At 31.6% G+C, this 25057-nt stretch carries 24 protein-coding genes, 1 pseudogene and 1 riboswitch; of the genes and pseudogenes, 21 read left to right on the top strand and 4 right to left on the bottom strand.

Features of this window, described 5'->3' with window-relative positions; genetic code table 11:
- Positions 1 to 19: 19 nt before the first annotated feature.
- Positions 20 to 217 carry a hypothetical protein gene (locus DFR54_RS00650; RefSeq protein ID WP_114288470.1) on the top strand — a complete coding sequence of 66 codons (198 nt, stop codon included), beginning with the start codon at positions 20 to 22 and terminating at the stop codon, positions 215 to 217.
- 25 nt (positions 218 to 242) lie between these two features.
- Positions 243 to 1448: a multidrug efflux MFS transporter gene (locus DFR54_RS00645; RefSeq protein WP_114288469.1), complete on the top strand. Its 1206-nt coding sequence runs from the start codon at positions 243 to 245 to the stop codon at positions 1446 to 1448.
- Between the two features lie 34 nt (positions 1449 to 1482).
- Here the strand turns inward: DFR54_RS00645 and DFR54_RS00640 are convergent, their stop codons facing one another.
- Positions 1483 to 1671, bottom strand: coding sequence for a DUF2929 family protein (locus DFR54_RS00640; RefSeq protein WP_086343053.1), 189 nt, complete (start codon positions 1669 to 1671; stop codon positions 1483 to 1485).
- 138 nt (positions 1672 to 1809) lie between these two features.
- Between DFR54_RS00640 and dnaE the strand changes: the two genes are divergently transcribed.
- The 8 genes from dnaE to fur all read left to right on the top strand — a co-directional run bounded on the left by dnaE (position 1810) and on the right by fur (position 12039).
- Positions 1810 to 5139 carry a DNA polymerase III subunit alpha gene (gene dnaE / locus DFR54_RS00635; RefSeq protein ID WP_114288468.1) on the top strand — a complete coding sequence of 1110 codons (3330 nt, stop codon included), beginning with the start codon at positions 1810 to 1812 and terminating at the stop codon, positions 5137 to 5139.
- Between the two features lie 203 nt (positions 5140 to 5342).
- The gene (gene pfkA / locus DFR54_RS00630; protein WP_086343055.1) at positions 5343 to 6305 is read left to right on the top strand and encodes a 6-phosphofructokinase; all 963 of its coding nucleotides are present in this window, start codon (positions 5343 to 5345) and stop codon (positions 6303 to 6305) included.
- A 50-nt stretch (positions 6306 to 6355) separates the two neighbouring features.
- Entirely contained in the window at positions 6356 to 8110 is a 1755-nt protein-coding gene (gene pyk, locus DFR54_RS00625) for a pyruvate kinase (RefSeq protein WP_114288467.1), read from the top strand.
- 120 nt (positions 8111 to 8230) lie between these two features.
- Positions 8231 to 9415 (top strand): MFS transporter, encoded by a 1185-nt coding sequence (locus DFR54_RS00620; RefSeq protein ID WP_114288466.1) that lies wholly within the window; start codon positions 8231 to 8233, stop codon positions 9413 to 9415.
- Positions 9416 to 9453: 38 nt separating this feature from the next.
- Positions 9454 to 10170 carry an AzlC family ABC transporter permease gene (locus tag DFR54_RS00615; RefSeq protein WP_114288465.1) on the top strand — a complete coding sequence of 239 codons (717 nt, stop codon included), beginning with the start codon at positions 9454 to 9456 and terminating at the stop codon, positions 10168 to 10170.
- Entirely contained in the window at positions 10157 to 10492 is a 336-nt protein-coding gene (locus DFR54_RS00610) for an AzlD domain-containing protein (protein ID WP_114288464.1), read from the top strand. The genes DFR54_RS00615 and DFR54_RS00610 overlap by 14 nt, the downstream gene beginning before the upstream one ends.
- Positions 10493 to 10607: 115 nt before the next feature.
- The gene (locus DFR54_RS00605; protein WP_114288463.1) at positions 10608 to 11480 is read left to right on the top strand and encodes a CvfB family protein; all 873 of its coding nucleotides are present in this window, start codon (positions 10608 to 10610) and stop codon (positions 11478 to 11480) included.
- Positions 11481 to 11586: 106 nt separating this feature from the next.
- Positions 11587 to 12039, top strand: coding sequence for a ferric iron uptake transcriptional regulator (gene fur / locus DFR54_RS00600; protein WP_086343061.1), 453 nt, complete (start codon positions 11587 to 11589; stop codon positions 12037 to 12039).
- Positions 12040 to 12057: 18 nt separating this feature from the next.
- Here the strand turns inward: fur and DFR54_RS00595 are convergent.
- Positions 12058 to 12606: pseudogene (locus tag DFR54_RS00595) on the bottom strand (DNA-3-methyladenine glycosylase I); the annotation flags it as partial.
- Between the two features lie 41 nt (positions 12607 to 12647).
- Positions 12648 to 13397 (bottom strand): hypothetical protein, encoded by a 750-nt coding sequence (locus DFR54_RS00590; protein ID WP_086343063.1) that lies wholly within the window; start codon positions 13395 to 13397, stop codon positions 12648 to 12650.
- Positions 13398 to 13553: 156 nt separating this feature from the next.
- Between DFR54_RS00590 and xerD the strand changes: the two genes are divergently transcribed.
- The 6 genes from xerD (at position 13554) to DFR54_RS00560 (ending at position 19535) form a co-directional block, all read left to right on the top strand.
- Positions 13554 to 14450, top strand: coding sequence for a site-specific tyrosine recombinase XerD (gene xerD, locus DFR54_RS00585; RefSeq protein WP_086343064.1), 897 nt, complete (start codon positions 13554 to 13556; stop codon positions 14448 to 14450).
- A gap of 18 nt (positions 14451 to 14468) precedes the next feature.
- Positions 14469 to 15215, top strand: coding sequence for a segregation/condensation protein A (locus tag DFR54_RS00580; RefSeq protein WP_114288462.1), 747 nt, complete (start codon positions 14469 to 14471; stop codon positions 15213 to 15215).
- A gap of 9 nt (positions 15216 to 15224) precedes the next feature.
- On the top strand, positions 15225 to 15827 hold the full coding sequence (gene scpB / locus DFR54_RS00575) for an SMC-Scp complex subunit ScpB (protein ID WP_114288461.1): 603 nt from the start codon (positions 15225 to 15227) through the stop codon (positions 15825 to 15827).
- Positions 15827 to 16552 carry a pseudouridine synthase gene (locus tag DFR54_RS00570; protein ID WP_086343067.1) on the top strand — a complete coding sequence of 242 codons (726 nt, stop codon included), beginning with the start codon at positions 15827 to 15829 and terminating at the stop codon, positions 16550 to 16552. The genes scpB and DFR54_RS00570 overlap by 1 nt, the downstream gene beginning before the upstream one ends.
- 63 nt (positions 16553 to 16615) lie before the next feature.
- A riboswitch (FMN riboswitch) is annotated at positions 16616 to 16746 on the top strand.
- Between the two features lie 128 nt (positions 16747 to 16874).
- Positions 16875 to 17447: an ECF transporter S component gene (locus DFR54_RS00565; protein ID WP_114288460.1), complete on the top strand. Its 573-nt coding sequence runs from the start codon at positions 16875 to 16877 to the stop codon at positions 17445 to 17447.
- Between the two features lie 240 nt (positions 17448 to 17687).
- Positions 17688 to 19535, top strand: coding sequence for an acyltransferase family protein (locus tag DFR54_RS00560; RefSeq protein ID WP_114288459.1), 1848 nt, complete (start codon positions 17688 to 17690; stop codon positions 19533 to 19535).
- A 39-nt stretch (positions 19536 to 19574) separates the two neighbouring features.
- Here DFR54_RS00560 and DFR54_RS00555 read toward each other — a convergent pair whose 3' ends face one another.
- Entirely contained in the window at positions 19575 to 19781 is a 207-nt protein-coding gene (locus DFR54_RS00555; protein ID WP_114288458.1) for a ferredoxin, read from the bottom strand.
- Between the two features lie 77 nt (positions 19782 to 19858).
- Here DFR54_RS00555 and DFR54_RS00550 point away from each other — a divergent pair, with 77 nt between their 5' ends.
- The 5 genes from DFR54_RS00550 to rpsA all read left to right on the top strand — a co-directional run bounded on the left by DFR54_RS00550 (position 19859) and on the right by rpsA (position 24991).
- Positions 19859 to 20854 carry a helix-turn-helix domain-containing protein gene (locus tag DFR54_RS00550; RefSeq protein ID WP_170126895.1) on the top strand — a complete coding sequence of 332 codons (996 nt, stop codon included), beginning with the start codon at positions 19859 to 19861 and terminating at the stop codon, positions 20852 to 20854.
- Positions 20847 to 22295 carry a RecQ family ATP-dependent DNA helicase gene (locus DFR54_RS00545; RefSeq protein WP_170126894.1) on the top strand — a complete coding sequence of 483 codons (1449 nt, stop codon included), beginning with the start codon at positions 20847 to 20849 and terminating at the stop codon, positions 22293 to 22295. Before DFR54_RS00550 ends, DFR54_RS00545 begins: the two co-directional genes overlap by 8 nt.
- 58 nt (positions 22296 to 22353) lie before the next feature.
- A complete protein-coding gene (locus DFR54_RS00540) occupies positions 22354 to 22980 on the top strand; it encodes a LysM peptidoglycan-binding domain-containing protein (RefSeq protein WP_114288455.1) in 627 nt (208 codons plus the stop codon).
- A gap of 55 nt (positions 22981 to 23035) precedes the next feature.
- Positions 23036 to 23707: a (d)CMP kinase gene (cmk, locus tag DFR54_RS00535; RefSeq protein ID WP_086343074.1), complete on the top strand. Its 672-nt coding sequence runs from the start codon at positions 23036 to 23038 to the stop codon at positions 23705 to 23707.
- 102 nt (positions 23708 to 23809) lie between these two features.
- Positions 23810 to 24991 (top strand): 30S ribosomal protein S1, encoded by a 1182-nt coding sequence (rpsA, locus tag DFR54_RS00530; RefSeq protein WP_114288454.1) that lies wholly within the window; start codon positions 23810 to 23812, stop codon positions 24989 to 24991.
- Positions 24992 to 25057 lie beyond the last annotated feature (66 nt).

Genomic DNA, 25057 nt, shown 5'->3' with positions numbered 1-25057 from the left:
ATCTATGGGGAGTGATTTGGTGAGGGAAGAAAAAGGAACTGCCTCAAAAGAAGAGTTGTTAGGAGATATTAGTCATTTATCTAAAAGATTACGTGATTATGATTGGGAATACCGACTAACTCGCTTTGAAGAAAAAGTTAGTCAGGAAAAAGAGATGGTTGTAAACATCTTAGAGGAAATAGAATTATCAGATAATAACAAATTATCTGATAAATAAAATGAAAGGGATGACGTAATTTTAGATGGAAATTGACTGGAAAAAGAACTTATACATCGCGTGGGTTGGATGTTTCTTTACGGGAGCCAGTTTTAGCTTGGTAATGCCTTTTATACCTCTTTACATAGAGCAACTAGGCGCTCCAACAAACAAAATAGAATTTTATTCAGGATTATCAATTAGTGTGACTGCTTTTTCAGCAGCAATTGTTTCACCAATATGGGGGAGTTTAGCAGATAGAAGAGGTAGAAAACTAATGATGATTCGTGCAGCAGCAGGAATGACATTGACTATGGGATCTTTAGCTTTTGTCCCAAATGTGTTTTGGTTATTAGTAATGAGATTTTTTAATGGTGTATTAGCAGGATATATTCCTAATGCAACAGCTATGATTGCTTCTCAAGCGCCAAGAGAGAAGAATGGTTGGGCCTTAGGGACTTTAGCGACAGGAGCAGTTGCCGGGAATTTAATCGGGCCTTCATTAGGAGGCTTTTTAGCTCAAACAGTTGGGATTCAAAATGTTTTTATTGTCACAGGTGCCATTCTTTTAATAAATACAGTACTAACTATTGTGTTTGTTAAAGAAGATTTTAAACCTGTTCCAAAGAAAAATATGATGTCAACGAAAGAAGTCTTTGAATCTGTTGAAAATAAATCAATATTGATTGGACTTTTTATTACAACTTTAATTTTACAAGTAGGAATTACAAGTATTAGTCCTATTTTAACTCTTTACATCAGACAATTAGGTGGTCAAATGGATAACATTCTTTTTGTGAGTGGTTTGATTGTTTCAATTGCTGGTGTCTCAACTTTTATTTCTTCTCCAATACTAGGGAAACTGGGAGACAAGATAGGCAATCAACGTGTGCTATTTAGTGGACTTATTTTTTCTTTTATTTGTATCTTACCAATGGCTTTTGTACAAACACCATTTCAATTAGGAGTCTTTAGATTTTTAATGGGCTTCTCAACAGGAGCTTTGATGCCATCTATCAATACTTTAATTAGTAAATTATCTCCAACAGAAGGCGTAAGCCGAATTTTTAGCTTTAATACAATGTTTACAAATTTTGGACAAGTAGCAGGGCCTTTAGTTGGTTCAACTGTGGCTAACGGATTTGGTTATTCCGCTGTCTTTGTAGCTACAAGTATGCTGATACTTGCTAATATTGTATTAACTTTCTTCAATTTTAGAGGACAACTCTCTTTTAAAAATCCGTTTAAATAAAAAATAAGCAGAGCTTTTAAAAGCTCTGCTTATTTTATTTTTGATCGGCTTTAGTTTTTTTAGGTAAGGCCACTTCTCCAATAACTATTACAAAAACTGCAACAATAACAGAAACAAGTAAAACTTGTACAAAGTCGTAAGTTCCATTAGTCAAGGCAAGACCAATATAGCCAACAACTTGTCCTAAAATAAGCGTCCATAAAAGAACAATTAGTTTACTCATAATAAAGGCACCTCTTTTCACTCAATAGTTTACCAAGCTTAAATAAAAATGTAAAGTTAAGATGGGTTATTTATAAGATAAAGATTAAAATTTTTATGTTATAATATTATAGAAAGAAACAGGGCATGGAGGGATGAGATGAATTTAGGTCAATTACAAGTGCTGACTTCCTATTCTTTACTACAAAGTACAAATGAAATTCCTAATTTGGTCTCAAAGAGCAAACAATTAGGTTATAAGTCACTTGCTATTACAGATGTAAATACGATGCATGGTGTTATTGAATTTTATAACACTTGTAAAAAAGAAGGTATCAAACCGATTATCGGAATGACCTTAACTTATCAAAGCAAAAGTCAACTTAACGAAACTTTTGAACTTATATTATTAGCTAAAGATCTAGTTGGTTATCGTAACTTAATTAAAATATCAACACTGAAAATGGAGAGAGAAACATCTGATTCTTTTTATTTAGATGAAATCAGTCAACTAACTGACCATTTAATCGGTATTCTCCCTTGGAGTATAGAGACTAATGAGTTAAAACATATTTTAAATAAAGATAGAGAATCTTTTGATGAAACATTTGATTTTTTTACTTCTTTATTTAGTCACAATGATTTTTACCAAGGGGTTACTCTTCATAATGAAACCTTTGAAACGATTGAAAACTATTTGTCTGTTTGCAAAGAGAAACATCTTCAAACAGTGTCTTTAGGGGATGTCCGTTATATTAATCCAAGTGATCATTTTTCAGTTAGTGTTTTAAAACATATTGATGCTGGCGAAAAGATACAAGTAGATTTTGACCGAATTACAGGACTATTTTATTTACCTGAAATAGAGAAGTTTAAAGAAAAATTCTTAGAAATGAGTTTGCAAGAAGCGCTTATAAATAATGAAAAAATCACTAAAGAATGTCTTGTTGATATACCTTTAAATCAAAAATTGTTACCAAAATACCCACTGGATGAAACAGTATCAGCTAAAGAAGCCCTCAAATCTCTTTGTATGAGAGGCTTGAAAGAACGTGGTTTAGATAATAATCAAGTCTATTTAAATCGAATCGAAATGGAATTATCTGTTATTCATGAAATGGGATTTGATGATTATTTCTTAATTGTTTGGGATGTTATGAAATATGCTAAAGATCACGAAATTGTTACAGCTTGTCGTGGTTCAGCAGCAGGTTCTTTAGTTTCGTATTCCTTATATATCACAAATGTGGATCCTATTGAATACGGGTTACTTTTTGAGCGCTTCTTAAATAAAGAACGCTACACTATGCCAGATATTGATATGGATATTCCGGATAATAAAAGGGAAGAGCTTTTACAATATGTTAATCAAAAATACGGTTATCACCGAGTAGCTCAAATCGCAACTTTTGGAACACTAGCTGCGAAAATGGCGTTGAGAGATGTGAGTCGAGTTTTTGGCTTAAGTCAAAACGAAGCAAGTAAGTGGGCTAACACAATACCAAATGTCTTAAAAATTACATTAGATGAATCGTACAAGCAATCTGGGAAATTACGAGAACTAGTTGCTTTATCAGAAAAAAATAAACTGTTGTTTGAAACAGCTAAAAAAATTGAAGGACTACCACGACACGTATCAACTCATGCAGCAGGTGTTGTGATTAGTGACCAAGAGTTAACTGATTATGTCCCCCTTCAAACAGGTTCAAACGGCATTCCTTTAACTCAGCTAGCTATGGGGGAAGTCGAAGAAATAGGGCTTTTAAAAATGGATTTTTTAGGTTTAAGAAATTTATCTATTATTGGTAATACCTTAGACTCTATTAAGTATCTACATAAAAAAGCAATTAATTTAGAAGAAATTCCTTTAGATGACGAAAAAACATTAGAGATGTTTAGAAAAGGTGCTACAGTAGGTATCTTTCAGTTTGAGTCAGAAGGAATTAAAAAGGTTTTAAAAAAATTAGGACCAACTTCTATTGAAGATATCGCATCTGTGAATGCTTTATATCGTCCAGGTCCTATGGAAAACATTGATTTATTTGTGGCAAGAAAAAAAGGAAAAGAAGCTATTTCTTACCCACATGATTCTTTAAAAGAGATTTTAGGATATACTTACGGCGTTATTGTGTATCAAGAGCAAATTATGCAAATTGCTTCTTTAATGGCTGGCTTTTCTTTAGGAGAAGCAGATATTCTAAGAAGAGCTATTAGTAAAAAGAAAAAAGACGTCCTTGATACAGAAAGACGTCACTTTGTTAAAGGCTCTTTAGAACAAGGATATACTCAAGAAGTTGCTGAGGAAGTTTATCAATACATTGAAAAATTCGCTAACTACGGATTCAATAGATCTCATGCAGTGGTTTATGCTGTTCTTGCCTATCAAATGGCATATTTAAAAGTTCATTACCCAGAGTGCTTTTTTTCTTCTTTATTGCATTCTGTTAGAAACACACCTGGTAAAGTTAAAGAGTACATGGTAGAAGCTAAAAATTATGATGTGTCAGTTTTGCCACCGGATATCAATAAAAGTGAAAATAGCTTTAGATTTTATAAAGGAAAAATTTTATTTGGTTTTTCTAGCTTGAAAGGTGTTCGTAAGGATTTTATCCAACATATTATTACTGTTAGAAAAGAAACTGGTGATTTTACTTCTCTAGAAAACTTTTTAATTCGAATTAATGGCAAATGGCTCAAAGAAGCTAATATTTTACCTTTAATTTATTCAGGTGCTTTTGATTCCCTACATCAAAATAGAAAACAATTAACTGTTGATCTTGATAGTATCATTAGAAATATTGATTACAGTGGTGGTAGTATGGATTTATTAGATGTTTTGAGTTTAAAGAAAGAAGAAGTGGTAGATTTTACATTAGCTGAGAAGCTAAATCAAGAAGTAGAATACCTTGGAAGTTATGTTTCTGGCCATCCTGTTGATTCTTATCAAGAAATTAAGAGAGGTCGTTCAATTGTCAGTTTAGCCGATGTGGAAGTTAATGAAACTAGTCAGTTTTTAGTTTATGTCACTCAAGTCAAAAAAATTAGAACTAAAAAAGGTGAATCAATGGCCTTTTTAAATGTTAACGACGGTACTAGTGAAATGGAAGTGACAGTCTTTCCTAAATTATTTAGACAATTAAATCTAGAAATAGCAGAAAGTGAAGTTTATCTGATTTCAGGAAAAGTAACTAAAAGTCAGTACAGTCAAAATAATCAAATTTTAGCAGATAAAATTGAATTAGTTAAAACTGTGCCAATGTTTAGTGAAATAAAGAAATGTTACATAAAAATATCAGAACAGAATAATCAGAATCCTATTTTAAATGAAATTAAACACTCATTATTAAAATTTAAAGGAGATATTCCTGTGATATTAGTTTTTGATTCAAAAAGGTTGTTACTAGAAGAAACATTTTGGGTGTCAGAGAAATCAGAGTTAACTGAAACTATTTTCAAAATTCTTGGAAATAATACAATTGTTTTTCAGTAATTTTTTTCGTCAAATCGCTCAAAATAAAGGTTATTTTTATGTCAAAGTGAATAAAAGATATATTTTCATGTTTTTTTCAATGATTTTTATGGATTATGAAAGACTTTTGAATAAAAGAATGGTAAAATGATTTTTGGATTTAAGTATTTTATACATAATCAATAATAGTCATATCAAATTAGTTGAAGTGAGGGAATACGCTTATGAAACGTATAGCTGTTTTAACAAGTGGTGGAGATGCTCCAGGAATGAACGCTGCAGTTCGTGCAGTAACAAGAAGAGCAATCTACGAAGGAATGGAAGTTTATGGAATTAACTATGGTTACGCAGGTTTAGTAGCCGGAGATATTCGTAAATTGGATGTGCCAGATGTAGGAGATATTATTCAACGAGGTGGTACTTGTCTTTATTCTGCTCGTTACCCAGAGTTTGCAACTGAAGAAGGTCAATTAAAAGGAATTGAGCAATTAAAGAAATTTGGAATTGAAGGCTTAGTTGTTATTGGTGGAGACGGTTCTTATCACGGAGCTTTAGCCTTAACAAAACGTGGCTTCCCAGCTGTTGGGATTCCAGGAACAATTGATAATGATATTCCAGGAACTGATTACACTATTGGGTTTGATACAGCAATTAACACTGTATTAGATGCTATTGATAGAATTAGAGATACAGCAACATCACACGTTAGAACTTTCATTATTGAAGTTATGGGTCGTGACGCTGGAGATATCGCTTTATGGGCAGGGGTTGCTGGTGGAGCAGATGATATCATTATTCCAGAACATGATTTTGACATGGAACAAGTTGCTAAAAGAATTCGCGCAGGTCGTGACCGTGGTAAAAAACATTGTTTAATTATTTTAGCTGAGGGTGTAATGCCTGGTAGCGAATTTGCTAAACAATTAGAAGTATACGGAGACTTCCATGCACGTGTATCTGTTTTAGGGCATATTGTTCGTGGTGGTTCACCAACTGCAAGAGATAGAGTTCTAGCAAGTAAGTTTGGTTCTTACGCTGTAGATCTTTTAAAAGAAGGTAAAGGTGGATTATGTATTGGTAGCTTAAACAATCAGTTAGTAGCTGCAGATATCGTTGAGACTTTAGAAACGAAAAAACACCAACCAGATTTAAGTTTATATGATTTAAACCACCAAATTTCATTTTAATTGGTGGAGCTAAAAATAATATTATAAATAATTAATAGGGAGCGTTTTTGATGAAAAAAACAAAAATTGTTTGTACAATCGGTCCAGCTAGTGAAACAGTTGAGACATTAGTAGAGTTAATGAATGCTGGAATGAACGTTGCACGTTTAAACTTCTCACATGGGGATTTTGAAGAGCACGGAGCAAGAATTAGAAATATTCGTGAAGCAGCTGAAATCACAGGCAAAACGATTGCGCTTTTACTTGATACAAAAGGTCCTGAAATCAGAACAAACAATATGAAAGACGGAATTGTTGAATTATCAACAGGAGATGTAGTTCGTATTGCAATGGAAGAAGTAGAAGGAACAAAAGAAAAATTCTCAATTACTTATCCTGAATTAATCAATGATGTTGTTGTTGGAAATCATATTTTATTAGATGATGGTTTAGTTGATTTAGAAGTTATCGAATTAGATAAAGCTAACAACGAAATCGTTACAAAAGTATTAAATGATGGAGCTTTAAAAAATAAAAAAGGTGTTAACGTTCCTAACGTAAGCATTAACTTACCTGGTATCACAGAAAAAGACGCAGCTGATATTCGTTTTGGTATTGAAAACGATGTTGACTTTATCGCAGCAAGTTTCGTACGTCGTCCAAGTGATGTTTTAGAAATTACAAAAATTTTAGAAGAAGAAAATGCTACACACATTCAAATCGTTTCTAAAATTGAAAACCAAGAAGGTATTGATAACTTAGATGATATCTTAAAAGTTTCTGATGGATTAATGGTTGCTCGTGGGGACTTAGGAGTTGAAATCCCAACTGAAGATGTACCTGTGGTTCAAAAAGAAATGATCAAAAAATGTAACGCTTTAGGTAAACCAGTTATTACTGCAACACAAATGTTAGACTCAATGCAACATAACCCTCGTCCAACACGTGCTGAAGCAAGTGACGTGGCTAACGCTATCTATGACGGAACAGATGCTATCATGTTATCTGGTGAAACTGCTGCTGGTGATTACCCAGTTGAAGCTGTTCAAACTATGCATAACATTGCTGTTCGTACAGAAGGTGTATTAGTGGATAGAGATGCTTACGCTCTTAAATTATACAAAAAAGCTGATATGACAGAATCAATTGGACAAGCTGTAGGACATACTGCTAAAAACTTAGGAATTCAAACAATTGTTGCAGCAACTGACTCAGGTCACACTGCGCGTATGATTTCTAAATACCGTCCAAAATCACATATTGTAGCCGTGACATTTTCAGATCGCGCTGCTAGAAGCCTTGCATTAAACTGGGGTGTATTCCCACAGGTTGCAGAAAAACCTGCTTCTACAGATGAAATGTTTGTTTTAGCAACAGAAGTAGCTAAAGAAACTGGATTTGCAAAAGATGGCGATTTAATATTAATTACTGCAGGAGCTCCAATTGGACAAAAAGGAACAACTAACTTAATGAAAATTCAGTTAATTGGTTCAGAACTTGCTAATGGACAAGGAATCGGTAATGAATCTGTTACAGGAAAAGCTGTCGTTGCATCTTCAAGTGAAGAAGCAGTGAAAGCTATGGAAAATGGTTCAATCTTAGTTGTTAACACAACATGTAAAGATTATATGCCAGCAATCGAAAAAGCTTCAGCTTTAGTAGTTGAAGAAGGTGGATTAACATCACACGCTGCTGTTGTTGCCATTGCTCAAGGTATTCCTGTTATTGTAGGTGTTGAAAATGCAACATCTGTAATTGAAAATGACATGATTATTACGATTGATCCTCGCCGTGGAAATATTTTCAAAGGTGAATCAGCATTTTAATGAGAGTACATTAAGAAAGAAGAGGGGAATATTCCCTTTTTCTTTTTTTAGTCTAAAAAATTAGCTTTTATCTAGTTAAATAGTGTAGAATAATCTGGATTGAAGTTAAGGAGGTAACATATGAAAAATAGAAACAGCATGCTCTATTTGGCTATAATGAACTTATTTATAGTTTTTCTTGGTGTAGGACTTGTTATACCAGTTATGCCAATGTTACAAGAGTCAATGCATCTGTCTGGAACAACAATGGGGTTGTTGGTATCCGTTTTCGCGATTGCTCAGTTAATCGCTTCCCCAATTACAGGAATAATCTCTGATAAATTTGGTAGAAAAAAATTAATAGCTATTGGAATGTTAATTTTCTCTTTATCTGAATTAATATTTGGTTTAGCTCATACAGTCAGCTGGTTATACTTCTCAAGAGGTCTTGGAGGAATAGCAGCTGCTTTAATTATGCCTTCTGTAACCGCTTATGTTGCGGACGTAACAACAATAGAAGAAAGACCAAAATCAATGGGGCTAGTTTCAGCTGCTATTAGCGGAGGATTTATTATAGGACCTGGTTTAGGTGGTTTTATTGCTCACTATGGTATGCGAGTTCCATTTTTTGTTGCTTCTTTACTAGGCTTGATAGGCTGTATTTTAGCAGTCTTAATTTTAAAAGAACCAGAGAAAAAACTTGTCCATGGTCAAGTCATGAAAAAGGGAGCGTTTATGGATGTGCTTAAAAATCCAGTCTTTACGTTTCCATTTGTCGTTATTTTGATTTCATCTTTTGGTTTACAAGCATTCGAGTCAATTTATAGTATAATGGCAGTAATAAATTTTGGTTTTTCAACAACTGAAATTGCTATGATTATCACATTTAGTGGTTCTCTTGCTTTGATTTTCCAAATTGTATTCTTTGATGGCTTAATTCGTTTGATGGGTGAGGTTGGTTTAATTAGAATATCATTTTTTGCTAGTTCACTTTCAATCGGTTTAATTGCCTTTACTAATAGTAATTGGGTCGTTATTTTCTCAACTTTCGTTGCATTTTTAGGATTTGATTTATTAAGGCCTGCTATTACAACTTACCTTTCTAAAAGAGCAGGAGAAATGCAAGGAACTGTTAATGGATTAAACTCAACGTTTACAAGTTTTGGTAATATTTTTGGGCCAATGGTAGCGGGATCATTATTTGATTTAAACCATTTTTACCCATATTATGTTTCAGCACTAGTATTGCTACTAACAGCCTTTTTATCAATGTTTTGGAAAAAGGATTTGATTGTAGCTGAAGAACAAACAACAAAAGAAGGATAAATTCCTTCTTTTTTATTATATAGAAAAGGGGTTATAGTATGAAAGAAGCGTATTCGACGGGATATGAAACTTTTAAGCAAGGGGTTATTGCTTGTGTACCAACAATTCTTGGTTATTTTGGAATCGGGATTGCTGCAGGGATTTTAGGGAAAAGCTCCGGACTTTCAATTATGTCTATTGTCTTAATGTCAGTGATTATTTATGGTGGTAGTTCTCAATTTATTATTATTGGCATGTTAGCTACAAACAGTCCATTCTCAGCTATTGTTTTCACAACATTTTTAGTTAATGCGAGACATTTTTTAATGAGTTTATCTGTTGCAGAATATTTTAGAGACTTTTCAATGGCTAAATCGATTGGTATTGGAACACTTTTAACAGATGAATCTTATGGTGTTCTAATGAATCCTATTATGAATGGCAAAAATGTTTCTTTTAAATGGGTAAATGGTTTAAATATTACAGCTTATTTAGTTTGGATTTTCTCAACTTTAGTAGGAGCATTAATTGGTAACTTGATTCCAAATCCTAATCAATTTGGTTTAGACTTCGCATTAGTAGCGATGTTTATAGGCTTGATTGTTTTACAAATTGAAGGACAACTCAAAGTAAATGCAAAGAAAACGTTATTAATTATTCTATCAGTTATTATTAGTTTATATATTTTATCTAATTTTATTAGTATTGAATTAAGTGTATTAGGGGCGACTTTATTTGGTTGTGGAATTGGGGTGTTTTTAGATGGCGATGAATAGTTTTAATTTATTAATGTTGATTATAGCTTGTGGTTTAGTGACTTGGATTCCAAGAATAGCACCCTTTATTTTTAGCAAAAAAATGACTTTCTCTAAGTTTTGGAAGCAATTTATGACTTATATCCCAATGTGTATTTTAACGGCTCTTTTAATTCAAAATTTACTTATTATTGAAAAAGGGAAGCTTACAACTATTAACATTGAAAATTTAGTTGTAACACTTCCTACTTTAGTAATTGCCTTTCTAACTAAAAGCTTAATGTGGACTGTTGTTTTCGGGATAGTTGCTATGACTTTAGTTAGATATTTAGGTATCTTTTAGGAAAGAGAGTTACAGATTAATTTAGTATAATAAATCTAAAATCTCAATCTATTAATGTGGTTATTGATTTACAACTTATGGTATACTGAATTGAATTTGAAAGGATGAATAAAGAATGAATGAATTGCTAGGACAGGTGTGGCATGGAATGATCTTTGATGAAAATGATCATAGTTATTTTGTCCAAAAAAATGGTATTACATTTTTATTAGATAAAACAGAAGGCGAGCAAGCAATCGGTAATATGATTGAAGGTTTTGCTTATCAAAATCAAAAGGCTCAAAATCGTTTCACTACTAAAATACCTACTATTAGAAAAGGTCATCAAGGTTTTGCTGAGGTGATTATGTCTAGAAAAGATTTAGGTGTTTTTGTTGATATTGGTTTACCAGATAAGGAAATTGTTGTTTCTCTTGATGAGTTACCTGAGATGCGTCAATTATGGCCTAAAAAAGGGGATCAGTTGCTTGTTAGCTTAAAGATTGATGAAAAGGACCGTCTGTGGGCAACATTAGCTGATGACGTGGATTTTTTAGCTATGTCAGTTGCAGCTAGCAAAGAAGAAATGCAAAACAAAAACGTTGAAGGAATTGTTTACCGACTTAAATTAGTTGGGACATTTATCATAACTGATGATAAACATATCGGATTTATCCATCCTTCTGAGCGTTTTGAAGAGCCTAGACTTGGCCAAAAAGTATCAGGTCGTGTGATTGGTGTTAGACCAGATGGCATGCTTAATATTTCTTTAAAGCCTCGTGGTTATGAAGTGATTTCCTCAGATGCCCAAATGATTTTAACCTTTTTAGAAAGATCAGCTGAAGGGAAAATACCATTTTCAGATAAATCAACGCCAGAAGAAATAAATGAAACCTTTGCTATAAGTAAGGGACAATTTAAACGTGCTTTAGGTTCTTTGATGAAAGAAAAGATGATTATTCAAGAAGATGGTTGGACAATTTTAGTAAAAAATAATGAATCTAATTGAGAATGATTGCAATTCTTATTTATATAAATTATAATCTAATATAGAGTGTTATTGTAAAACACATATTACAGATTATAATTATTATAAAAAGGAGTGCTTTGCTCCCATGGAGAACACAATTGATTCGTTGAAAAAAATTAAAAAGAAGTTACAAGAAGCTAGTTACAAACTAACTCCTCAACGTGAAACAACAGTCCTTGTTTTACTAGAAAATGAAAAGGATCACTTGTCAGCAGAAGAGATTTATATGTTAGCTAAGCTTAAGTCTCCTGATATTGGACTAGCAACAGTTTACAGAACATTAGAAATGTTGACTGAGCTAAAAATCTTAGACAAAATCAGTTTTACTGATGGACTTGCTAGATATGATATGAGAAAAGAAGGGGCAAAACACTTCCATCATCATTTACTATGCTTAGAATGTGGTGATATTGAGGAGATTGAGGATGATTTACTTTTAGATGTTGAAAAAGTTGTTGAACAACGATTTGCATTTCAAGTAAGTGATCATCGTCTTACTTTTCATGGTGTTTGTAAAAATTGCCAACAAAATGGTTAAAAAAAGCAGCTACTCATTTTAGTGAGCAGCTGCTTTTTTGTGAATTGGACAGGTTGTTAAATGGTCATTTACCATACCGATGCTTTGCATAAATGCGTAAACAGTCGTTGGTCCAATAAATTTAAATCCTTTTTTCTTTAAATCTTTTGAAATAGTTTCAGCAAGTGGTGAAAAGTTAGGAACATCTTCTATATTTTTAAAATTAGTTTGAATAGGTGTATGGTCTACAAAAGACCAAATGTAGTTATCAAAGGTACCGTGTGCTTCTTGAACCTCTAAAAAGGCTATGGCATTTGATACAGTTGCTTTAATTTTTAATTTATTTCTGATGACCCTATCATCTGTTAGTAAATCAGCTAATTTTTCATCAGTGTAATTTTTAATAATATGTGGATCAAATTGATCAAAAGCATCTTTCATAGCTTCTCTTTTAGCTAGAATAGTCGTCCAGCTAAGACCAGCTTGCATCGTTTCTAATATTAACATCTCAAATAACATCTCTTCATCATGAAGCGGGAACCCCCAATGAGAATCATGATAATCTAACTCTAATTTACTACGGTAAGCTCAAGGACATTTATCAGTCATAAAAAAACAACTCCTAATAGTTAGTTTGCTTGATATAATTCGTGGAAATGATATCTGTCAATATAGACAGTTGGATTAACAACGTAATCATCTTTATCGAAATAAATTAGTTGTTCGCTAACAAGTCCATTAACAATTTCGTACTCAATTGGAATTTGAGCTTGAATTGAGAAGGTCTTATCAGCTCCTAAAAAATTAACTGTAGCTAATGCTATAGGTTTTAAAGGTTGTTGTTCGTAAAAAATTGTCACAGAACGTTCTACTTCATCTGTTTCTTTATTTCGAAAATCGATGGTTTGAGAAGCAAGTGATTGGTTTTCTAGTATGAGATTTATTTTTTTTGAAGATAGGGGCTGTAGTTTAACTAATTCAAACTCTTGATTTAATAAACGTTTAGCCTTAGCCTCTTTTGAAAAATAATTTTGAGTTGCTAACTCAGAAAGGTGTTCGTCAACTTCTTGAAACAATTTTCTTTCTTTTTCTTTAATCGATTTACTAATCGAATGATAAACCGGAATACAAATAATGAAAAAACTGATTAAAAATATGATAAAAAAGTACATAAAAAAAGCCCACCATGGATTCTTAAAATGAATCGTACTGAACATGGATAGCACAAAAACGATTGGAATATCTAAAATAACAGATACTTTAAAAAGTATTTTTTTTTCTTCATAATACTGAATTAAACTGTTACGATATTTTTCGTTACTTACTTGAATAATATCAAATAAATAAAGGTTATCGTAATCATTTTGAGTTGGCAGCAACGGTCTCACACCCTTTATTTCGACAATATACCTATTGTATATTCTTCCTCTTTAAATGTCCATTACTAAATTAAAAATAAAATAAGTTGACATAATAATTATAGTATTCATATATAAAAACTGATAGAATAGGTAAAGTTAGCGAGGTGTGAAAAGATGAAAAATCATTTAGAAGAGTATTTACATTATTTAAAAATAGAACGCGGATTATCTGAGAATACTATTCAAAGTTATAAGAGAGACTTAAGTCAATATTTTTCCTTCTTGGATGAAAAAGAGATTAGCTCTTGGGAACAGGTGGATCGATATTTGGTTTTAGATTTCTTAGAATTTTTACGAAATGAAGGTAAGTCCTCAGCAACGATTATTCGAATGGTTTCATCATTAAGAAAATTCCATCAATTTTTACGCCAAGAAAGAATGACAGACAATGACCCTATGCAACACATTGACACACCTAAAAAAACACAACGTTTACCAAAAACATTATCCATTAAAGAAGTGGAGAAAATCATTGAGTCTCCTGATACAAATGATGCATTAGGTATTAGAGATCGTGCTATTTTAGAAGTTATGTATGCAACAGGTTTACGTGTAACTGAGTTAATCACTTTAAAGCTTGATGACCTGCACCTCTCATTAGGGTTATTGCAAACTGTTGGTAAGGGAGATAAAGAGCGAATTATTCCTTTAGGTGACGTGGCTATTAAGTGGGTAAATCTTTACTTAGAGAAGTCTCGTCCTGAATTGTTAGCAAAAAACAAAAAAGATAAAACCAATATTCTATTTTTGAACTACAAAGGTGAAGGTTTTACACGACAAGGAATTTGGAAAAACCTTAAAGTGTATGTTACTCAAGCAGGGATTGAAAAAGAAGTAACTCCTCATACATTAAGACATAGTTTTGCCACTCATTTACTTGAAAACGGTGCTGATTTAAGAGTGGTTCAAGAATTATTAGGTCATGCAGATATTTCAACAACTCAAATTTACACTCATATTAGCAAAAAGAGAATGGCAGATGTCTATAAGACATACTTCCCAAGAGCTTAAATAAGGATGACAGAATAAATGAAAGAATTAAATGTAAAATTAGAAATCTTTGAAGGTCCTCTAGACTTATTGCTTCATCTAATTAAAACACTTGAAATTGATATTTACGATATTCCGATTTCAGAAATTACTGAACAATATATGTACTATATTAGGTCTATGAAAGAGTTGGATTTAGAGTTAGCAGGTGAGTATATTGTAATGGCTGCAACTTTAATGTCGATAAAAAGTAAGACCTTATTACCAAAAGTTGAAGTTGAGTTACTTGAGAGTGACTATGAAGATGAAATAGATCCAAGAGAACAATTAGTCGCTCAGCTACTTGAGTATCGAAAATTTAAATATGCAGCAAGTATTTTAAAAGAAAAAGAAATCGAGCGTGGTAAGTTTTACACTAAAGAAGCAACTAATTTAGATGAATATAAAGACTTAGTAGCACCTCTAGCACCCAATGAAGTGACAACAATTGATTTATTTTTAGCTTTTAGTGATATTTTGAATCGTAGAAAAGACTTAGAGCCTATGGAAACGACTATCGTTTCAGAAGAATTTAGTATTGATGATAAGATAGATGAAATTATGAACCGTGTTTTTTCAAATGACAATGCCAATGGTTTACATTTCACATCCCTATTTTACGTTTATACGAGAAATGAAATTGTAACGACATTTATGGCTTTGCTTGAGTTAATTAAATCAGGCGAAATTATTGCTAAGCAAAAATCAGCTATAGAACCAATTGTCTTGTTTAGAAATATTAAGTAGGTGAAAGAAATGAAAGTCAGTAGTAAAATAGAAGCTTTATTATTTGTAGCAGGTAATGAAGGATTAACCTTAACAGAAATTTCTCATATGATTAATCTTTCAACAGCAAGTTTATATAATGAAATAACTGAATTAAAAAAAAATTATGAAGAATCAGAAGAGAGCAGTTTAACGATTTTAGAAGTTGGAGATCGTTTTATGTTAAGTACTAAAAAAGAATATGCTTCTCTTTTAAAACAATATGCTCAATCATCTATTAATCAATCCTTATCACAGGCAGCTCTTGAATGTCTGTCTATCATTGCTTACAAACAACCAATTACAAGAGCTGAAATTGAAGAGCTTAGAGGAGTTCAATCTTCAGGTTCTGTTCAAAAGTTAGTGACTCGTAGATTAATCGAAGAAAAATCAAGAGTAGATGGACCAGGAAGAGCAATACTTTATGGGACTACAGCTTACTTTTTAGATTATTTTGGACTTAAAACAGTGGATGAATTACCACCAGTTGAGCAATTAGATGAAAATGCGGAAAAAGAAATACCAAATGATTTATTTTTTGATAGATTCAAAGAACAATTTGAAAAATTAGAAGAAGAACAGGAAGAGATATAATGGAAAGATTACAAAAAGTAATGGCCCATAGTGGAGTCGCATCAAGAAGAAAGTCAGAAGAGATGATTCTTCAAGGACGTGTATCTGTTAATGGTAAAAAAGTAACAGAGTTAGGTGTTAAAGTTGGAAATAGAGATACAATTGAAGTTGACGGAATTCCTGTCTATCAAGAAGAACCAGTTTACTTTGTTCTTTATAAACCACGTGGTGTTATTTCAGCAGTAAGTGATGATAAAAATCGAAAAGTTGTAACAGATTTTTTCCCAGGAGTTAAAGAAAGAATTTTCCCAGTTGGACGTCTTGACTATGATACATCTGGTTTATTAATTATGACAAATGATGGCGAATTTGCTAATATCTTAACTCACCCTAAACATGAAATTAATAAAACTTATGTCGCTAAAATTAAAGGAACTCCTGTTAATGATGATTTGAAAATGTTAGCTCGAGGTGTAAAAATAAATGGTCGTAAAACTGCACCAGCAAGATTTAAAATTCTTTCTACTGATAAAGTTAAAGGAACAAGCATTGTAGAGTTAATTATTCATGAAGGAAGAAACCATCAAGTTAAAAATATGTTTGAAGCAGTTGGTTTCCCGGTCCTTAAGCTGAAAAGAGAAAAAGTAGGTCACCTTGATTTATTAGGATTAACTTCTGGAAAATACAGAGAATTAAACAAAAAAGAAGTTAGTCAATTATTAGTTGACGCAAAAGGGAATAAATAGTAGATAATTCTTGAAATTTTATTCATCTACTATATAATAGAAGTATAAAAAAAAATAAAAAAAGGTCGTCTTCACGGGCAGGGTGTAATTCCCGACCGGTGGTAATAGTCCACGAACTGAGTAATTTGTGTTACTTGGTCGAACTGGTGTAATTCCAGTACCGACAGTTAGAGTCTGGAGTAAAGAAGATAGGGCTTATTTGAGAATAATATCAGATAATGCACTGTTTTTTTGTCATGCTCTTGTGAGATATGACGAAGAGACAGTTTTTTATTTATTCTTAAACATGTCTGAAGATGGTCCTAAATAGGAGGATTTTCTCATGAGAAACACAAAGACACAAAAAATGGTTACAATTTCGTTACTAGCTTCATTTTCGTATTTACTGTTATTTTTAGAAATACCAGTATTACCAGGTTTTGATTGGCTAAAGCTTGATTTTAGTGATATCCCAGTTTTAATCGGTTCATTTGTATTAGGCCCTGTACCAGCAATTATCATTGCATTTATCAGATCCCTTTTAAACTTTTTAATTAAAGGTGGAGGAAACATTTTAAGTTTGATAGGAAATACAACTGGTTTTTTAGCATCAGTTATTTTCATGTTTCCGATTTATAAAATGGTTAAAAAGGAAAATACTAATAAAAACTTATTTATTGGTATGTTCATTAGCTCAATTTCCTTAATTGTTTTTATGTCTATAGCTAATTATTTTGTTATTACACCAATGTATATTAAGGTATTAGGAATGGATTTTGGTATCTCAATAGAGCAAATGGTGTTATATGGAATTATTCCATTCAATGTTATTAAATCAATTGCTGTAAGTGTTGTATTCTTTGCTACTTATAAGAAGTTAGTGCCTAGTATAGAAAAGAGAATGAGTATCATATAAAACATAATAAACAAAGACAGTCTTTTTAAGAGACTGTCTTTTTTGTTACATAAAAGTCATAATAAAACTAAAAATTTCAATAAATATAAAGACTTAATAAAAAAAATCTCATATATTCACAAAAAATTCACATTTATCAGTTTAAATAAGTAATATAGTAATTTATTTGTAACATTAGTTGAAATTTTTGTAAAATTACTTTAATATATGTCATGTAATATAAGTAAATGAGGTTGTTAGATGGAAAATAAAAGAAAATATATTACAGGCATTGATGGTTTACGTTCAATTGCCGTTATCGGTGTTATTTTATATCACTTAACTCCTAGGATTATGCCAGGAGGTTTTTTAGGTGTTACTTTGTTTTTTGTTATATCAGGTTTTTTGATGACCGATATTTTGTTAACGGAGTGGCATAGGCGGAAAAAAATAGGCTTAACTAATTTTTATGCAAAAAGGGCAAAGAGGATTTATCCTTCTTTAATAATGGTTTTTGTATTATCAGGAAGTGCCTTTTTATTCTTATCGAAAGAATTATTAACTAATTTTAGACAAATAGTAGTTAGTAGTTTACTTAATTTTAATAATTTTTGGCAAATATTTAATGGTTCCTCGTATTTTGATCGTTTTGGTAATGAATCTCCCTTTACTCATCTCTGGTCTTTGTCTATTGAAGGTCAATTTTATATTCTATGGCCAATAATCATTGCTTTTCTACTATACAAACAAGAAACTCATAAAAGATTAACTCAATTTGTAGTCTTTACAATGACGCTTTCAGCTATATTGATGGTTGCTTTCTATAATCCTGATACGTTAAATCGCTTGTATTATGGAACAGATACAAGGATTTATTCGATTTTAATGGGGGCTTACTTAGCTATCTTTTTAAGAGATTATGAAGAAAAAATTAGCTTAATAAAAAATAGTCATAAATTGATGGCTTTTATCGTTTCAAGTGCGTTTATTGTAATTAGTTTTGTTTTATTTAAAGACAGTGCAGCTTTTGTCTATCAAGGCGGGATGATTATCTTTAGTTTAGCAAGTACGATTTTACTAGGTACTGTCCTAACCTATGAAAAAAGTAATCAAGTCCTAACTAATCCAATATTTAAATGGATAGGTACGAGAAGTTACGAAATTTACTTATGGCAATTTCCAGTAATGATTACCTATGAAAAGTTAGCTAAGTGGGATGGTAGTAATAGCTTTTGGCATCTCTTAGTTCAATTCATAATTATTTTGCTGTTATCAGAATTTACGTATCATACAGTTTTATTCTTTAGAAAAAACATTAGTTACTCTAAGGAATGGTTATTAAAGACTCTTGAAAATTGGCAAGGTAAAGCTATGGTTTTAAGTACTATTTTTCTACTTATATTATTTGGTTGCAGTTTTTATATAGCACCAAGTGGTAGGAGTGCTGAAAGTATTTCTTTAGAAAAGAAGCTAAATGAAAATAAAAAAATTATATCTTCTGAAGAAAAAACAAAAGAAATGACAAAAGATAGTAGCACAACAAAGGAAAGTTCAAAAGAAGAAGATAAAGAAGAACAAAAAAGCGAAGAAAAAGAAGTTTTTTCTCTTTCAAAAGAAGAAACTTCTTACCTACAAGATTTAAATGTTACAGCAATTGGGGATTCACTGCTTTTAAGTGCAGCACCTGAAATGCAAAAAATATTTCCAAAATCAATTATTGATGCGGAAGTAGGCAGACAGTTTATCGATAGTGAACCTATTTTTGAAAAAATGACAAAAGATAAAAAATTAGGGGATGTTGTTGTTGTAGTTCTTGGGACAAACGGAAGTTTCACTTCAAAAGATGTATCACAAGTAATGACATTTGCTGATGGCAAAGAAGTCTTCTTTGTTAACACGATGGTACAAAGGCCATGGCAAAAAGCTGTTAATGATGAGTTGAATAAAACTCAAGAAACCTATAAAAATGCACATGTCATTGATTGGAAAGATTATTCATTGGAGAAATATGACTGGTTTGATGTGGATGATGTTCACTTAACACCAGCGGGAGCAGAGAATTTTTCAACTTTAGTAGGAAAAGAGATTTATAAAACCTTAAACAAATAAAAAATACTTATCTTATTTAATGTAAGATAAGTATTTTTTTTACTTCTCTATGACAATGGCGCGAGTTGGACAAGCTTTATAGGCTTCTAATAAATCATGAGGAACTTCATCTAAAATAAAAAATTCTTTTTCTTCAGAATCTACTAATTTAACAATACCATCATCATAATAATCAAAAATTTCAGGTGCTTTGATCTGACATAGACCACATGCAATACATTTTTTTGGTATAATTCTACATAGCATACAAAAACTCCTTATTGAGGTGACATATGGATTTTTATCAGTTATTTATACTTTCTTGTTTTAAAGAAGCAAAACCAATGCGAACATCTACATTATATCATCTGTTAAAAGGAAAGAGAACCTCTTCCATTTTAACTTATGGTTATTTTTATGATGCTTTAAAATACTTTGCCCTACTCCCTAAATTGAAAGAAACTACTTACAATCAGATTATTTCTGACTTGAAAACAAATAACTACTTATTAGAAAATAAAGATGGTTTATCTGTTATAAGTGAAGAGGGATTAGCTCTATTTAATCAAGAAAATTTTCCAGAAACAAGTAACCTTCAGCAAATGGTTTATTACAAATGGGATTTAGCTTTTTTTGAACGTATTGTTTTTACAACACAAGTTCTATCAGAAAAAGCTTACTTAGAAAAACAATATTTGCCAATTGAAACTAATTTATTTAAGCAGCAACGATTAAAAATTTGGTTAAGCAAGCAAAAAAAAGATGTCGTTACTAGTTTTTATTATGAATGGGATAAGCTAGTTGAGTGTTTACCTATAGATGGCCAAGAACTAATTTTAAAGCAATTAGTTGGTCATAATCACCGTGGACAAACTTTGCAACAAATTAGTGAAGAAAAAACTAAACACCTCTTATATCTTTATTTAGAGTTTAAAAATTACTGGCATCTTTTAATCACTGAAATAATAGAAAATAGTAATAATTATCCTTTGTTTGCTTCGATATTAATAGAAGAAAAAACTTTTGTTAAGGAAGATAGTAGCCAAAAAACATCAGAACTTGTTTTAAAAGGATATAGTATCGAGGAAATAGCAAGGGTAAGAAATTTAAAAATAAGCACTGTTACAGACCATTTAATCGAAGATTACATTTTAAATCAGACTAAAATTAATTTAATTGATGAAAAAGCAAGTGACTTTTTACTGGCTTATTATCAAAAAGATCCTAATTACACACTGTGGACATTCAAAGAAGCTACTAATTATTACCCCGATTTAAGCTTTTATGATTTTAAGTTTTTCCAATTTAGATTATTTGAAAAGGAGAGAGAAAATGATTAATCTGGAACAATTTTTACAAAAAAGATTTAATTTTTCTTCTTTCAAATTAGGTCAAAAAGAAACGATTGAGTCTTTATTAAAGCTAGAAAATACTTTTACTGTTTTGCCTACAGGTACTGGTAAATCTTTGTGTTATCAATTACCTAGTTATTTACTTGAAGGACAAACGATAATTGTGTCACCACTTATTTCTTTAATGGAAGACCAAGTGAATCAATTAAGAAAAATGGGTGAAAAATCAGTGATTGCCATTAATAGTAATTTAGATTTTTCATCAAAAAAATATGTTTTAAATCATTTAAACCAGTTTAAGTTTATCTTTATTAGTCCGGAATCTCTTAATCAACTTGAAGTTTTCGAACGAGTTAAACAGCTTAATTTAGGTTTATTTGTTGTTGATGAAGCGCACTGTATCTCTGAATGGGGGCATGATTTTAGGCCCAGTTATTTAACCTTAAAAAAGATTATTAAAGAGTTAAATTACCCACTAACTTTAGCACTAACAGCCACAGCTACAAAAGATGTTAAAGAGGATATTAAGGCTGAATTATTTTCTACAAATGGTGTTCAGGAATTTTATTATTCAGTTGACAGACCAAATATCTTTTATCAAGTAGAAATGTGTGAGAATAAAGTTGAATTTTTAGAGACTTTCTTTAAAGAAAAAAACGTACCAAGTATTATCTATTTTTCAAGTAAAAAGGAAGCTGAACGAGTTTGTCAGCTATTAAGAGAAACTGTTTCAGTACCGGTTGCTTTTTATCATGGCGATATGGAATCTAGTGATAGAATCAGAATTCAACAACAGTTTATTCATGATGAGATTAGAATTCTTTGTGCAACTAGTGCTTTTGGTATGGGAGTTAATAAAGAAAATGTTCGTGTGGTGATTCATTATCATCTGCCGGATAGTCTGGAGAATTATGTTCAGGAATCAGGTAGAGCTGGAAGAGATAATAAACAAAGTCTATCTATTGTTTTATATCAAGAAGGTGATGAGAGAATTCATCATTTTTTACAAGAGGAAAGTTTTAATCAAAAGAAAGATTTATTATTCTTGAAAGATAAAACTAAAGAACAGCTTAAACAATTTGAACATGTGTTAACTGATACTCAAAAAAAATGGTTAAGTCAATTGGAACAAACTGGTTGGGACTGGGAGACCTTTGAAAAAAATATAACGGTAAAACAATTTGAAAAAAACAAAAAGATGTATTCTATGAAAAACTATATAGAGAATAATGGTTGCCGTAGAACATTCATCTTAGACTATTTTAATAACAGTCAATTAGTAGAGAAAAATGAGTTTTGTTGTGATTTTTGTTACCGAGAACCTTTAGAAATTCCAGATTTAATAGAAGAAGTTAGTGAAGAAGTCTCTGGAAATCTTAACTTTGATGCTAAAGAGCTATTAAAAAAGCTTTTTTTAAATAAATTTTAAAGATTTATAAGATATTATGTGATAGAATAAATTCAGAAGTTTTTGAGGAGGTAAATTAGTGAGTAGAAAAGACAAAGATCAATTAAATGAACAAGAACCTTGGGAACAACCAATATTTGAAGAAGAGGTTGGTAGCGACGATGATGGTTCATCTAGAGCAGATAGAAGATTCAAAGAAGAAGGAAAAAACTGGTATGTTATTATATTAGTTGTTTTATTATTCTTAATAGTATTAATTCCTACTGCAGTCATTCTTTATATGAAAACTGGTTCTAACTTGAATGAAGGAACACCTAAAGCTGATAAAGTTGTTGTTGAAAGCTCAACAAAAGAAAAAGTAACTAAATCTTCTTCTAGCGAAAAAACAACTGAATCAACAAGCAAAACTGAAGGTTCTTCATCTTCATCATCAAGTAGTAGCTCGTCATCAAGTTCTTCAACAACATCATCTACATTCAAAGATGTTGAGGTAACACCTGATGAAGCTAAAAATAATCAAAACGTTGTTCCAGAAGGTACTCAAAGTGCTGGTCCTGGCTCAACAGTAACTTTTGGTGAAGGCGAAAATATTAGTGTTTGGAGAATCGCTCAAAACAATGGTGTATCAGAAGAGCAGATTTATCAATTAAATCCAGGTTTAACATCACAAAATATTCAACCAGGTCAACAAATCAGAATCAAATAAAAGAAAGTCGTCATTTGGCGACTTTTTAATTTATAAATGAAGGTGTTTAGAGAAAATGAATAAAAAGATTCAAATTGCTATTGATGGACCAGCATCAGCAGGAAAAAGTACAGTAGCGAAGATTTTAGCTAAAAAAAATGGCTATATTTATTGTGACACAGGAGCAATGTATCGTGCACTAACATTAGCTGCTATTAATAATAAAATAGATATGGATTCAGAAGAGGCTTTAATGTCTTTACTAAGTCAACTATCTATAAGTTTTACTCAAGAAAAAGATGGACAACATGTCCACTTAAATGAAAAAGACGTTACAAATGAAATCAGAAGCAATGATGTGACCAATTCTGTATCTAAAGTGTCAGCTTATAAAACAATTCGTGAAGAGATGGTTATCAGACAACAAAAATTTGCTGACTCATCAAGCATTGTAATGGATGGCCGTGACATTGGAACAGTTGTTTTACCAAATGCTGATTTGAAAATCTTTTTAGTAGCTAGTGTAACTGAAAGAGCAGAGAGAAGATACAAAGAAAATCTATCTAAAGGCATTGAATCTGATTTTGAGAAATTAAAGCAAGAGATTGCTGATCGTGATCATTATGACTCGACTAGAAAAAACTCACCCTTAGTTCAAGCAGAAGATGCTATTTTAGTAGATACATCAGGTTTAACTATCGATGAGGTTGTCGAAAAAATCGAAAAATTAATGAAAACACTTTTTTAATGCATGAAAAGAACATTTTACTCTAGTAAAGTGTTTTTATTTTAGGTAGAATAGGATTAAGCATTAAAAGATGAAGAATTGTTGTTGAGGAGGAAGTCAATTATGACAGAGCACATGAACGAAGAAATGTTAAATGCTATGGCAAGTGTACAAGAGGTAAAAGTAGGAGACCTAGTTCAAGGTGAGGTATTAACAATTGATGACAATAAACAAGCAATTGTTGGTATTATTGGAGCTGGTGTAGAAGGTGTAATTCCTTTAAAAGAATTATCAACTATTACAGTTCAAAACGTAACTGATGTTGTTAACATCGGTGACATTATAGATGTAGTTGTTATCTCAGAAATCGGAAAAGATAAAGAGAATGGTAGCTACTTGCTTTCTAAACGTCGTGTTGACGCGAAAAAAGTTTGGGAGGATATTGAAAAAGCTTTTGCAGCAGGAGAAACAATTGAAGCCCCTGTAACAGATGTTGTTAAAGGTGGATTAGTTGTTGATGCTGGTGTTAGAGGTTTTGTTCCAGCATCAATGGTTGACGTTCAATTTGTATCTGATTTTTCTGATTACAAAGGCAAAACATTGACTTATAAAATTATTGAAATTGAACCATCTGAAAACAGATTGATCCTTTCACGTCGTGCTGTTCTTGAAGCAGAAAAAGAAGTTGCTAAAAAAGAAATCATGGATAAAATTTTAGCTGGTGATGTGGTTGAAGGTACTGTAGCTCGCTTAACTAACTTTGGTGCTTTCATTGATCTTGGTGGAGTTGACGGTTTAGTCCATGTATCTGAAATTTCATACAGTCACGTAGTTAAACCAGAAGATGTTTTATCTGTTGGTGACAAAGTAACTGTTAAAGTATTAAGTATTGACCCTGAAAAAGAAAGAATTTCATTATCTATTAAAGAAACATTACCTGGACCTTGGGATAATGTTGAATCAGAAGCTGCAGTAGGTTCTGTATTAGAAGGTAAAGTTAATCGCTTAACTTCATTTGGTGCTTTTGTAGAAATTTTACCAGGTGTAGAAGGATTAGTTCACATCTCTCAAATTTCGCATAAACATATTGCAACACCACATGAAGCTTTAGAAGAAGGTCAAACAGTTACTGTTAAAGTTCTTGACGTAAGTAAAGAAAATAAACGTATTGGTTTAAGTATTAAAGCTTTAGAAGAAAAAGAAGATGAAGTTGTTGTTGAAGAAGAAACATACGTAATGCCTGAAGAATCAACTGGATTTACTTTAGGAGACATGGTTAATTTAGAAACAACTGAAGAAGACTAATAAATTCTTAAGAAAAGTCGGCTAATTGCCGGCTTTTTCTTTCTTTTCATCATCTTTTACTTGCAA

Origin of the sequence: Vagococcus fluvialis (genome assembly GCF_003337315.1) — a bacterium.
GTDB classification, from domain to species: Bacteria; Bacillota; Bacilli; order Lactobacillales; family Vagococcaceae; genus Vagococcus; species Vagococcus fluvialis.
This window is presented reverse-complemented; position numbering and strand designations above follow the sequence as displayed.